This is a genomic window from Edwardsiella sp. A.80236 (assembly GCF_044540725.1).
GTDB lineage: Bacteria > Pseudomonadota > Gammaproteobacteria > Enterobacterales > Enterobacteriaceae > Edwardsiella > Edwardsiella tarda.
This window is the reverse complement of the sequence record NZ_JBIUCY010000021.1, coordinates 12767-25559: the sequence shown is the minus strand read 5'-3', so window position 1 is coordinate 25559 and position 12793 is coordinate 12767. Positions and strand designations below refer to the sequence as shown.

The 12793-nt window shown below is 61.1% G+C and carries 12 protein-coding genes; 11 read left to right on the top strand and 1 reads right to left on the bottom strand.

All coding sequences use genetic code 11. The features are described 5' to 3' along the window. Positions 1-117 precede the first annotated feature (117 nt). The 10 genes from der (at position 118) to ACEQFP_RS15220 (ending at position 9727) form a co-directional block, all read left to right on the top strand. Complete coding sequence (der, locus tag ACEQFP_RS15265; RefSeq protein ID WP_005289538.1) at positions 118-1608, top strand: ribosome biogenesis GTPase Der; 1491 nt, start codon at positions 118-120, stop codon at positions 1606-1608. A 93-nt stretch (positions 1609-1701) separates the two neighbouring features. Next, positions 1702-2658, top strand: coding sequence for an AEC family transporter (locus tag ACEQFP_RS15260; RefSeq protein WP_005289536.1), 957 nt, complete (start codon positions 1702-1704; stop codon positions 2656-2658). A gap of 9 nt (positions 2659-2667) precedes the next feature. Continuing rightward, positions 2668-2889 (top strand): zinc ribbon domain-containing protein, encoded by a 222-nt coding sequence (locus tag ACEQFP_RS15255; RefSeq protein WP_005289535.1) that lies wholly within the window; start codon positions 2668-2670, stop codon positions 2887-2889. Between the two features lie 442 nt (positions 2890-3331). Further along, the gene (nrfA, locus tag ACEQFP_RS15250; protein WP_396464354.1) at positions 3332-4786 is read left to right on the top strand and encodes an ammonia-forming nitrite reductase cytochrome c552 subunit; all 1455 of its coding nucleotides are present in this window, start codon (positions 3332-3334) and stop codon (positions 4784-4786) included. Between the two features lie 43 nt (positions 4787-4829). After that, on the top strand, positions 4830-5429 hold the full coding sequence (nrfB, locus tag ACEQFP_RS15245) for a cytochrome c nitrite reductase pentaheme subunit (protein ID WP_047059273.1): 600 nt from the start codon (positions 4830-4832) through the stop codon (positions 5427-5429). Then, entirely contained in the window at positions 5426-6097 is a 672-nt protein-coding gene (gene nrfC, locus ACEQFP_RS15240; protein WP_035600146.1) for a cytochrome c nitrite reductase Fe-S protein, read from the top strand. Before nrfB ends, nrfC begins: the two co-directional genes overlap by 4 nt. Further along, positions 6094-7044: a cytochrome c nitrite reductase subunit NrfD gene (gene nrfD / locus ACEQFP_RS15235; RefSeq protein WP_035600143.1), complete on the top strand. Its 951-nt coding sequence runs from the start codon at positions 6094-6096 to the stop codon at positions 7042-7044. The genes nrfC and nrfD overlap by 4 nt, the downstream gene beginning before the upstream one ends. Before the next feature lie 33 nt (positions 7045-7077). Then, entirely contained in the window at positions 7078-8757 is a 1680-nt protein-coding gene (gene nrfE / locus ACEQFP_RS15230; RefSeq protein WP_068871697.1) for a heme lyase NrfEFG subunit NrfE, read from the top strand. After that, positions 8757-9146, top strand: coding sequence for a cytochrome c-type biogenesis protein CcmH (locus ACEQFP_RS15225; protein ID WP_005289523.1), 390 nt, complete (start codon positions 8757-8759; stop codon positions 9144-9146). The genes nrfE and ACEQFP_RS15225 overlap by 1 nt, the downstream gene beginning before the upstream one ends. Next, the gene (locus ACEQFP_RS15220; RefSeq protein WP_068871769.1) at positions 9143-9727 is read left to right on the top strand and encodes a heme lyase NrfEFG subunit NrfG; all 585 of its coding nucleotides are present in this window, start codon (positions 9143-9145) and stop codon (positions 9725-9727) included. The genes ACEQFP_RS15225 and ACEQFP_RS15220 overlap by 4 nt, the downstream gene beginning before the upstream one ends. A 23-nt stretch (positions 9728-9750) precedes the next feature. On the opposite strand, the gene xseA is transcribed toward ACEQFP_RS15220, so the two are convergent. Continuing rightward, entirely contained in the window at positions 9751-11136 is a 1386-nt protein-coding gene (xseA, locus tag ACEQFP_RS15215; protein WP_068871699.1) for an exodeoxyribonuclease VII large subunit, read from the bottom strand. A 171-nt stretch (positions 11137-11307) separates the two neighbouring features. On the opposite strand from xseA, the gene guaB reads away from it, so the two are divergent. Continuing rightward, complete coding sequence (gene guaB / locus ACEQFP_RS15210) at positions 11308-12774, top strand: IMP dehydrogenase (protein WP_005289515.1); 1467 nt, start codon at positions 11308-11310, stop codon at positions 12772-12774. Positions 12775-12793 lie beyond the last annotated feature (19 nt).

The window sequence follows — 12793 nt, the reverse complement described above, 5'->3', positions numbered from 1 at the left end:
GTGGTTTTCTACCGCCCGGAACGGCTCCTGATGACCTCAGGGGCCGTTTCATCTTCTGCATATTCCTGTACGCCGAGCGGCGCTGCAGGATGAGATTACGTAATAGAGGCTTCAACAATGATACCTGTCGTCGCGCTAGTCGGGCGCCCGAATGTGGGGAAATCCACCTTATTTAACCGGTTGACGCGCACCCGTGATGCGCTGGTCGCCGACTTCCCCGGGTTAACCCGAGATCGCAAGTATGGTCGTGCTGAAGTGAACGGTCACGAGTTTATCATCATCGATACCGGTGGGATCGATGGTAGCGAGAATGGGGTCGAAACCCACATGGCGGAGCAGTCGCTGCTGGCGATCGAAGAGGCCGACATCGTACTGTTCCTGGTCGATGCCCGCTCCGGGCTGCTGCCGGCGGATGAGGCGATCGCCCGTCATCTGCGTAGCCGTGATAAGTCCACCTTCCTGGTGGCGAACAAGACCGATGGCATCGATGCCGATGTCGCCATCGGCGACTTTTACTCCCTGGGGTTGGGTGAGGTTCATCCGATCGCCGCCTCGCATGGCCGTGGTGTGACCCAGTTGATCGAAGATGCGCTGGTGCCGTTCATCCCGCAGGAGGAGCCGGCGCCGGAGCTGAGCGAAGAGGAGGCGAATGCCGCCTATTGGGCCGAGCTTGAGGCGGAAGAGGCCGAGGCTGAGGCTGAGGCCGACGAAGAGGAGGAGTTTGATCCGATCGGGCAACCGATTAAGATCGCCATCGTCGGTCGTCCTAACGTGGGTAAGTCCACGCTTACCAACCGCATCCTGGGTGAGGATCGTGTGGTGGTGTATGACATGCCGGGCACCACGCGCGACAGTATCTACATCCCGATGGAGCGCGATGAGCGCGAATACGTGTTGATCGACACCGCCGGGGTGCGTAAGCGCGGCAAGGTGACGGATACGGTAGAAAAATTCTCGGTGATCAAGACGCTGCAAGCGATCGAAGACGCTAACGTGGTACTGCTGGTGATCGATGCGCGCCAGGGCATCTCCGATCAGGATCTCTCGCTGCTGGGCTTCATCCTGAATAGTGGGCGCTCACTGGTGGTGGTGGTCAACAAGTGGGACGGCCTGAGTCTGGAGGTCAAGGAGCAGGTGAAGGATATGCTGGATCTGCGCCTGGGCTTCGTCGACTTCGCGCGCATCCATTTTATCTCCGCGCTGCATGGCAGCGGGGTCGGCAACCTGTTCGAGTCGATTCAAGAGGCCTATGAAAGCGCCACCCGTCGTGTCAGTACCTCGATGCTGACGCGTATCATGACCATGGCGCAAGATGACCACCAACCGCCGATGGTGCGTGGACGCCGCGTGAAGTTGAAGTATGCGCACGCCGGTGGCTACAACCCGCCGATCGTGGTGATCCATGGCAACCAGGTAAAAGATCTGCCGGACTCCTATAAGCGCTACCTGATGAACTACTTCCGTCGCTCGTTAAACGTGATGGGGACCCCGATTCGTATCCAGTTTAAAGAGGGGGATAACCCGTTCGCCGGTAAGCGTAATACCTTGACGCCTAACCAGATGCGTAAGCGTAAGCGCTTACTGAGCCATCTGAGAAAGGCCAAGTAACGACGCCAAGCGGGACACGAAAGTGTCCCGTTTTTTTTGGCGCTGTGCTAACGTAAATGCCCACTCTTTCCCGCCTTGCAACAAGGATGTGCTATGTCCTGGGAGACCTGGAGTTTCGCCTTTGGCGTGACCGTTCCCAATCTGCTGATGTTGTTGATCGGCATCCTGCTGCGCCGTTGGCGTCTGCTCGACGATCGTTTCTGCGATAGCGCCACGCGCCTGGTGTTTAACCTGTCGCTGCCCTGTCTGCTGTTTTTCAGCATTGCCACCAGCCAAGCCTCGCTACGCCAAAACCTGCCCTTCGTGCTGTACGGCGCCGGGGCGACGCTACTCAGCTTCCTGTTGTTAGAGTGGGTTTCTCGCTGGCTGGTGCGTGATGCACGCGAGCGGGGGATCTTCGTCCAGGGGGGCTTTCGCGCCAATACGGCGATCGTCGGCTTAGCCTACTGCGCCAGCGCCTATGGCAGCGAAGGGGTGGCGATCGGCTCACTGTATATGGCGGTGACGGTGATCCTGTTTAATGTCTTGTCGGTGATCACCCTGACACGCTCGCTCTACGGCGATACTCAACAGGGGATCGGCTGGCGCAGCATGTTGCGCGGGATCGCCTTGAATCCACTGATCATCGCCATCATCCTTGGGCTGCTGTGGGCCGCCAGCGGCTGGCCGATGGTGCAGGTGGTGCATGACACCGGTAACTTCCTCGCGGCGATGGCCCTACCGTTGGCGTTACTGTGCGCCGGTGCCAGTATCGATTGGCGGGCCATGTTCGGTGCATCGAATGTGGCTGGTTATGCCTCGCTGGCCAAGCTGCTGCTCTTGCCGCTCTTCATGACCGGTGGTGCCTGGTTGTTCGGTTTCCGCCATGTTACGCTGGGGGTGATTTTCTTGTTGAGTTCGACGCCGACCGCGGCGGCGAGCTATGTGATGACGCGGGCGATGGGCGGTAATGCGACGCTGGCGGCGAATATCATCGCGATCACCACATTGGGTTCATTTTTCACCACGGCGTTGGGACTCTACTTTCTACGTCAGTGGGGAGTGATTTAGGAGCGTATGATGCAAGACACCTGTCCGCAGTGCCAGCAGGCGCTAACGTGGCAAGATGGGCGCTGGGTGTGCCCCGTCTGTCAGCAAGCCTACCGCCGCGAGGCTTTGTGCCCGCAATGCCAACACCCTTTGCAAGTATTGCAGGCGTGCGGTGCCGTCGACTATTTTTGCCAACAGGGTCATGGTCTGATTTCGAAAAAGCAGGTACATTTTCGCTATATTCCCTGCTAACGCAACGACTCTATTTTATTTAAATTAAAATACCCCACTTGGGGTATTTTTTATTTGTTGTGATAAGCGCGAGTTGTTTTTTATTTGTTTTGTCGGGTTTTCCTCAGCTCTGGCGTGTATTAGACCATGTTTTCATTCCTCTTCGTGGCCTTATCTACAGAATATTTCATTGTTATATATGGTTTTTTCTCGCCTTGATCGAAAACAATATTTTTTATGTGGTTTTTGCTATTTATAGTGGGCGATCAATAAAAATAAACTGCGCGCAGACTGGGGTGCATTAAATATTTATTAGGCGAGATACCATTATTTATGTCGCTGCTGGCTGTTTTACTTCGGTCTGGAAATTATTTTCATCCTCACGCCCAGGGATGTGCGCTGTGTTAATCCTAACCTGCGGGTTAGCTACCAGGCAGGTGTTATAACGGTGGATGGAACGCTTATGAGCAAGGTAAGCAATGCACTACAACGGATGCTGTGCGGGGTGGTGTTAGGGTTATGGGGTTGGGGCGCGCAGGCCGCCGACGCGACAGAGAAAGGAAACGCGGCGCCGCCGCCTGCTGGCGTGGCGGTGGAGGCGCGCAACGATCGTTTCGCCGCCATTCACCCCGATCAATACGCCTCCTGGCTGGCAACGTCGGAGCAGGGCGAGCGAGCCGATGCCTTGGCCGAGGATCCCCGCCTAGTGATTTTGTGGGCCGGTTACGCCTTCGCCAAAGACTATAACAAGCCGCGCGGGCACGCCTATGCGTTAACCGATGTACGCGAGACATTGCGTACCGGAGCACCGATGAAACCGGAGGATGGCCCGCAGCCGATGGCCTGTTGGAGTTGTAAGAGCCCCGACGTGGCGCGGGTGATCGCAGAACAGGGCGAGGATGCCTACTACCATGGTACCTGGGCGAGCGGCGGGCCACAGATCGTCAATGCCTTGGGCTGCGCCGATTGCCACAACACCGCGTCGGCCGATTTTGCCGCCGGAAAACCGGCCTTGCACCTGTCGCGTCCCTACGCGGTACGCGCCCTAGAGGCGATCGGCAAGCCCTTCGAACAGGGTAATCGTTTCGATCAGCAGTCGATGGTTTGCGGCCAGTGCCACGTGGAGTATTACTTCTCCGGCAAGGAGAAGCACGTCAAGCTGCCTTGGGATAAAGGGACCCAGGTCGATGAGATCGAGGCCTATTACGACGGTATTGGCTTCACCGATTGGGTGAACCCGCTCTCCAAGGCGCCGATGTTAAAGGCGCAGCACCCCGAATATGAGACCTGGCGCGTCGGGATCCACGGCCAGAATAATGTCTCTTGCGTCGATTGCCACATGCCCAAGGTACAGAATGCCGAGGGTAAGCTCTACACCAGCCACAAGATCGGTAATCCCTTCGATAACTTCGAGCAGACCTGCCGCAGTTGCCACACTCAGGATAAGGCCACCTTGCAGCAGACCGTGGCCAAGCGTAAGCAAGACATCCAAGATCTCAAGCTGAAGGCGGAGGATCAGCTGGTGCGAGCGCACTTCGAGGCTAAGGCCGCTTGGGCCGCCGGCGCCACGGAGGCCGAGATGCAGCCGATCCTGACGGATATCCGTCATGCCCAATGGCGTTGGGACTTCGCCATCGCCTCTCACGGGGTGCAGATGCATGCGCCGGATGTGGCGTTGCATATGCTGGGCAGCGCGTTGGATAAGGCCGCTAACGCGCGTACTCAGTTGGTGCGCGTCTTGGCGCGTTATGGCGTCAACGAGGCGGTCGCATTGCCGGATATTTCCACCAAGGCACTGGCTCAGCAGGCGCTGGGGATGAATATGCCGCAGATGACCGACGAGAAGCAGCGCTTCCTGAACACGGTTGTTCCCGAGTGGGAAGCTCAGGCGCGTAGCGCCGGGCGCCTGGATAATTAACCCCACGGCCCCGCGTTAGCGGGGCATGGCAGATGGAGTCATCATGAACCGACTGCGTTCGTTTTTTAGCGTTGGGGTGCTGCTCGGAGGTCTGGCGCTGGCTGCCCCATCATTGGCCGTAGCACAGGCTACGCCCGGTGCCGTGTCGGCCGCCTCGACGGAGGTCGCGGCGCAACGCGACCCGAACCAGGCTTGCCTGGATTGTCATAAACAGCCGCAGGATGCCCTGCATGGGCGTCACGCGAAGGAGTTGAACCCCAATACCCAACAGGCTATCAGTTGCACCAACTGTCACGGCAATGTGTCGTTGGAGACGCATCGCGATGGCGCGCCGGATGTGATGCGCTTCAACCGCGATGGTCACAGTGCGGCACAGCAGAACAGTGTGTGCCTCTCCTGTCACCTGCCGGAGAAGCTACAGAAGGCCTTCTGGCCGCATGACGTGCATCTGACGAATGTCACCTGCGCCGCCTGTCATCGCGCCCATCCCGCCGTCGATCCGGTCATCCGGCTGAACGAGCGTGAGCGTATCACGCTGTGCGTCGACTGCCACCGTCAACAGCAGAATAACCCGGCCTTCGATGGCGCGGCGGTGACGCTGACCCTGCCGTCGGCAACGCCGACTAAGGAGCCACAGCCATGAGTTGCTCGCGTCGCCGCTTTATTGCCGGGTTGGGGGTGATGGCCCTGTCCGGCGGCGTCTTGCCGCGGGTGGTGGCCGCCAGCACGACGCCGCAGGGCGTCCGCTTGGGGATGGTGTATGACGAGACGCGCTGTATCGGTTGTACCGCATGTATGGAGGCGTGTCGCGAGGTCAATCAGGTGCCGGAGGGCGTCTCCCGCCTGGAGATCCTGCGCAGCGACCCCATCGGTAGTTTCCCCGAGGTGAAATATCGTTTCTTTCGCCACTCCTGCCAGCATTGTGACTCGCCACCTTGTGTCGAGGTCTGTCCGACGGGAGCGTCGTTTCGCGATGCCGCTAGCGGCATCGTCGACGTCGATCCCGATCTGTGCGTCGGCTGTCAGTACTGTATCGCCGCCTGTCCTTACCGGGTGCGCTTTATCCACCCGGTCAGCAAGACGGCGGATAAGTGCGATTTCTGTCGCAAGACCAACCTGAAGGCGGGGAAGGCGCCAGCCTGCGTGCTGGCCTGCCCGACCCAGGCGTTGACTTTTGGCAATTTGGACGATCCCGACAGTGCGGTGAGCCGCCTGTTGCGTAGCCAGACGACCTATCGCTACAAGCTGGCGTTGGGCACGCGTCCCAAGCTGTATCGCATTCCGTTCCGTTACGGGGAGGTGACTCAATGACATCGCCGTTTCATTTTCCGTCGCTGGTGTGGGACTGGCCGATCGCGGTGTACCTGTTTCTGATCGGCATCTCCTCGGGGCTGGTGGTCTTGGCGATCGTGCTGCGTCGTAGCACGCCGGGAGCCGGTGAGAGTCAGAGTGCGTTGATGCGCGTCACCTTATGGTTGGCACCCGGCTCGGTCATGTTGGGGCTGTTGATCCTGATCTTCCATCTGGCGCGTCCCTGGACATTCTGGAAGCTGATGCTGCACTACAGCCCGACCTCGGTGATGTCGATGGGGGTTATGCTGTTTCAGGTCTACATGTTGGCGCTGTTGCTGTGGCTGGCATTGGTATTCCATACCGAGCTGAGTGCCTTGCAACATCGTTGGTTGCCGCGCGCGGTGTGGTTGCCACGTTGGTTGGCACGCCTACATGCCGCCTTACGCCCCTTGGAGACCCTCTTACTGGTGCTGGCGATCCTGCTGGGCGCCTACACCGGTTTCCTGCTGTCGGCGCTGAAGTCGTATCCGATGCTGAATCACCCGTTGTTGCCTGCGCTGTTCCTGTTTTCCGGCCTCTCCTCCGGCGTGGCGGTGGCACTGCTTGCCTCGCTGGGGCGCTGGGGGCACGGAGAGGCGGGGCATCGGGAGCGGCGCTTCCTGCATCGTGTCGAGGTCCCCATCGTCTGGCTGGAGATCTTCCTCCTGGCGGCCTTCCTGGTCGGCCTGGCGTTGGGGGATGAGGGTAAGGTACGCGCCTTTCACAGTGTGGTGGATGGGGGCTTCTGGAGCTGGTGGCTCTGGCTAGGGGTCGTCGGTGTGGGGATGGCGGCACCGCAGTTGGTGCATGCCTACCGGCGTTGGAGCGAGGCACGGCGTATTCTGTGGAGCGCGGGGCTGACTCTGTGTGGGGTGCTGCTGTTACGCTTCTTCGTGCTGTATGCCGGCCAATTGACCGTCGCCTGAGTATGACGCACTCCTCACGCCTAAGGAGGCGTCATGCTGTGGTGGCCTGAACTGGGCTTCTTTGCCTTATTGTTGGCGCTGTGTGTCAGTCTGCTGGCGGCGTTGCGCGGTCTCGTCTTAGCGCGTCGCCTGCCGGCGTGGCATCCTCGCTGCTGGGCATGGGCGCAAGGGGGGTTGGTACTGGCCGCCTTTCTGCTGCTGTTACAGGCCCTACTGGCGGATGATTTCACCCTGCACTATGTGGCACAGCATAGCCATTCGGCGCTGGCCTGGGGGCTGAAACTGGCCGCCGCCTGGGGGGGACACGAAGGTTCGCTGCTGTTATGGCTGTTGTGTCTGGCTGGCTGGAATGCATTATTCGCCTGGGGCGCTCGCCGACAGGCGACGCCGGCGCGCGACTATACCCTGGGGCTGATGGCGCTGATGATCGCCGCCTTCTTGGTGTTTATCGTCACCCTGGGCGATCCTTTCGCCCGGCAGTTCCCTGCGCCCCTACAGGGGCGAGATCTCAACCCGATGTTGCAGCATCCCGGGCTGATCTTCCATCCGCCGTTACTCTACCTAGGCTATGCCGGTCTGGCGCTCTGCGCTGCGCGCCTCCTGGCCGGGCTGTTGGCGCATCAGACGGCGCAGGCGATGGCCGATGGCTGCTGGCGCTGGCTGTTACCCGCCTGGGGTTGTCTGACGGGCGGCATTATGCTCGGCTCCTGGTGGGCTTACAGCGAGCTGGGCTGGGGGGGATTCTGGTTCTGGGATCCGGTCGAGAATGCCTCGCTGCTGCCGTGGCTGACGGCCACGGCCTTATTGCATAGCCTGAACGTCACCCGACGCACTGGCGCCTTAGCGCATTGGTCGTTGTTGCTGGCCTTGGCCTCGCTGATCTTCACCCTGATGGGGACGTTGATCGTGCGCTCCGGCGTCCTGCTGTCGGTGCATGCCTTCGCCCTGGATGAGGAGCGGGCGCTGGCCTTATTGCTGCTGTTCGGCGGCCTCTCCATCGGCGCACTGACGCTATACGCCCTCTACGCCGGGCGTTTGAGCCGTGTCTCGGCCGTGCCCACGCGCGCCTTGCAGGGGATACTGTGGCTGTTTAGCGCCGCCACGCTGATCGTGCTGGTGGGGACGCTCTATCCGATGCTGTATGGCTTGTTGGGATGGGGGCGTATCTCGGTCGGGGCGCCCTATTTCAATAGCGTATTGTTGCCCTTCGCCCTGCTGGCGCTGGCGTTGATGCTCTATCGTGGCTTGCGCCGTCCGTTGGCGGCGGGCGTCCGTTTGGCACATCTGGGAGCGTTATTGTGCGCGCTGGGGATCGCGGCCTATGCCAGTGGGCAGCAGGAGCGCAGCGTGGTGTTGGCGCCCGGTGAGTCGGTACAGTTAGACGCGTATCGTTTTACCTTACAGGGGGTGACGCAGTTCGCCCGCAGCAACTATACCGCCGAGCGAGGGGAGATCACGGTATGGCACGAGGGACGGCAGGTGGCGCATCTCTACCCGGAACGGCGCTATTACCTCGCCCGTAATCAGGCAATGTTCGAACCGGGCATCGCCTGGGGATGGCGTTACGATTGGTATGGCTTGATGGCGGAGAAGCAGGGGGAGCGCTATGCGCTTCGTCTCTACCTGCGCCAGGGGATCCGTTGGATCGGCGCCGGGGCGATCCTGATGATCGTTGGGGCACTGTTGTGCCTGGTGAAAGGAGGGCGGCGTTGATGCGTATGGCGATGCTCTGGAGAGCGAGCGGGTTGTGGCTGGCCCTGGCGGGCCCACTGTGGGCGCAGGTGGTGGATACCTGGGAATTCCCGACACCACAGGCGCGCGAGCAGGGATTAGCCATCGCCGCCCAGCTGCGCTGTCCCCAGTGCCAGAATCAAAACCTGTTAGAGTCGAACGCGCCGGTGGCCGTCGCGATGCGTCATGAGGTCTTCCGCCGGGTGGCGCAGGGGCAGGGCGAGGCGCAGATCGTCGACTTTATGACGGCGCGTTACGGCGAGTTTGTCCGCTATCAGCCGGCGATCAATCGCCATACCATGCCGTTATGGGGATTACCGCCGTTGCTGTTGGCGTTGATACTGATCGGTCTATGGCGGAGGCGGCGATGAGCGTGCGTGGAGGTGCTCTACTCGGGCCGCTGCTGGCCATCTTACTGGCGTTGCTGCTGTATGGGCTGAGTGGGCGGGGCAGCATGGTGTGGCAGGCGCAACGTCAGCAGCAGGAGGCGGCGCAGATGACCGCTCAGCAGCAGGCCGATCAGCAGTTGACTCAGCGCTGGTTGGCGGTGCGTGCGGCGCCGCAAGATAGCGCGGCGTGGGCAGCCTTGGCGCAGCGCTACCTGGAGCGGAACGAGTATCGCGAGGCCTTGCGCGCCTATGATCGGGCGTTGCAGCTCCGTGGCGAAAATGCCGAGTTGCTGGCAGCGCGGGCGACGGCACACTACTACGCCGCCGGGCAGCGTATGACGCCGCCAGCGCAAGCCGATGTGACGGCGGCATTGCGTTTAGACGCGCAAGAGGTGTCGGCTTTGATGTTGCTGGCGGAGGCGGCCTTTAGACAGGCGGATTACCCACGGGCGATCGCTCTCTGGCAGCGCCTATTGGACGGCGCTTCGCCCCGTATCAATCGCCCGCGCTTGATCGAGGCTATCGCCACCGCGCGCTTGTTGGAGCAGGCGCGTGCCCGCTGAGTACGCCGCCGGTCGGTATGGCGTTAGGTTTCATCGTGCGGCTTACGCCGGCGGCGGCGAGGCGCGAGCGGCACGCTTCCCGTCACTTGACTCTCGATCCAGCCATCCTCCAGACGCGTGCGTAGCACGTCACCCACGGCGACTTGAGCCCGTCGGCGTAGCACGTGGCCATCGGCGCACTGGGTGACGCTGAAGCCGCGCGCCAGCGTGGCCAGAGGGCTGACCCCTTCGAGGCGGGCGCACAGGGTGGCGAAGCATTCGCGCTGCTCGGCCATGCGCCGTTGCAGCTGGCTCTCTAGGCGGTGTTGCCATTGTTGCAGTTGGTAGGCCCGGTTGCGCAGGCTATGTTGCGGTGAGTGTTGGGCGAGGCGTTCGGCGCCGTGGCGCCAACGCCGTTCCGCCTGACGCAGACGGGTATCCATGGCTTGCGCCAGACGGCGGCGCAGGACGAGTAACTGCGCCTGTTGGCGCGCCAGGCGCAGTTGGGGATGCTGTTGCGCCAGGCGGTGGTGCAGCTGTTGCAGGCGTTGACGCTGGCGCGCCAGGGCATAGTCCAGCGCCATCTCCAGGCGCTGACGCTGACTCAGTAGGCGGCGTAGTAACTCATCACGGTTACGGCTGACCACTTCCGCCGCCGCCGAGGGGGTCGGCGCACGCAGGTCGGCGACGAAATCGGCGATGCTGACGTCGGTCTCGTGGCCCACGGCGCTGACGATGGGGATACGGCTGGCGAAGATCGCCCGCGCGACTCGCTCGTCGTTAAAGCTCCACAGATCCTCCAACGATCCGCCGCCGCGTCCGACGATCAAGACGTCACACTCCGCCCGTTGGTTGGCGCGTTCGATGGCGCCAACCAACTGCGCCGGAGCCTCAGCCCCCTGTACCGCGCTGGGGTAGATCACCACCGGCAGGGCCGGATCGCGCCGGCGCAACACATGCAGCACATCGTGCAGCGCCGCCCCACTGGCCGAGGTGATCACCCCGACGCAACGTGCCGGCTGCGGCAAGGGCTGCTTATGGCGGATGTCGAATAATCCCTCGGCTTGCAGACGTTGCTTGAGTGCATCGAACTGTTGCTGCAACAGGCCGTCACCGGCGGGTTGCATGCTTTCGGCGATCAGCTGGTAGTCGCCGCGCGGCTCATACAGGGTGATGCTGGCTCGGACCAGCACCTGTTGGCCATTCTGCGGGCGGAAGGTGACGCGCCGGTTGCTGTTGCGAAACATGGCGCAACGCACCTGGGCCTTGTCATCCTTAAGGGTAAAGTACCAGTGGCCGGAGGCGGGTTGGGAGAAGTTGGAGATTTCGGCCGACAGCCAGATCTGCCCCATCTCCAGCTCCAACAGTTGGCGCACGGTCTGGTTCAACCGGCTGACGGTAAAGATGGTGGGGGTAACAGGCTGCGTCATGTGACCTAGATCAAACTTAAAATCATACTGTTAATTAGTCGATACTACATGCATGAACATGCATCGCAAGATATTTTTGAAAAAAATGCTGGAGGCAACCGATTCCGGCCTGTATAATGCCGCGGCAATATTAAATCTGGTTTGACCTTCCACTCTGGTGAGATATTGCTCATGCTACGTATTGTTAAAGAAGCCCTGACGTTCGACGACGTTCTCTTAGTTCCTGCCCATTCTACCGTTCTGCCGAATACCGCCGAACTTGGCACTCAGCTGACTGCCTCTATCCGCCTAAATATTCCGATGTTGTCCGCCGCGATGGACACTGTCACCGAGGCACGCCTGGCGATTGCCCTGGCGCAGGAAGGCGGTATCGGTTTTATCCATAAAAACATGTCCATCGAGCGTCAAGCCGATGAAGTGCGCCGGGTGAAGAAGCACGAATCCGGTGTTGTGACCGATCCGCAGACCGTCACGCCGACCACCACCCTGCGCGAAGTCAAGGCGCTGACCGAGCGTAACGGCTTCGCCGGTTACCCGGTGGTAACCGAAGGTAATGAGCTGGTGGGGATCATCACGGGTCGCGATGTGCGCTTCGTGACCGATCTAGACCTGCCGGTGACCGCCGTGATGACGCCGAAAGAGCGTCTGGTGACGGTGAAAGAGGGCGAGGCCCGCGAAGTGGTGCTGCAGCGCATGCACGAGAAGCGCGTTGAGAAGGCGCTGGTGGTGGACGATAGCTTCCATCTGCTCGGTATGATCACGGTAAAAGATTTCCAGAAGGCCGAGCGTAAGCCGAACGCCTGTAAGGATGAGCACGGTCGCCTGCGCGTCGGTGCCGCCGTCGGTGCCGGTGCCGGTAACGAAGAGCGTATTGCCGCCCTGGTGGAAGCCGGTGTCGACGTGTTGCTGATCGACTCCTCACACGGTCATTCCGAAGGTGTGTTGCAGCGTATTCGCGAGACACGCGCCAAGTTCCCGCAGTTGCAGATCATCGGTGGTAACGTCGCCACCGCCGCCGGCGCCAAGGCACTGGCCGACGCGGGTGTCAACGCCGTTAAAGTGGGTATCGGTCCGGGCTCCATCTGTACCACCCGTATCGTCACCGGTGTCGGTGTGCCGCAGATCACCGCCGTCTCCGACGCCGTCGCCGCCCTGGAAGGCACCGGTATCCCGGTGATCGCCGATGGGGGCATCCGCTTCTCTGGCGACATCGCCAAGGCTCTGGCCGCTGGCGCCGCCTGCGTCATGGTCGGCTCGATGCTGGCCGGTACCGAAGAGTCCCCGGGTGAGATCGAACTGTATCAGGGGCGCTCCTTCAAGTCTTACCGTGGCATGGGCTCTCTGGGCGCGATGTCCAAAGGCTCCTCCGACCGTTACTTCCAGAGCGACAACGCCGCCGACAAACTGGTGCCGGAAGGCATCGAAGGGCGCGTGGCCTATAAGGGCCGCCTGAAAGAGATCGTCCATCAGCAGATGGGTGGCCTGCGCTCCTGCATGGGGCTGACCGGTTGTGCGACCATCGACGAGTTGCGCACCAAGGCGCAATTCGTTCGTATCACGGGCTCCGGTATCCAGGAAAGCCACGTGCATGACGTCACCATCACCAAAGAATCACCTAACTACCGCCTGGGTTCATAATCCGGCGAGCCGGGTCAGG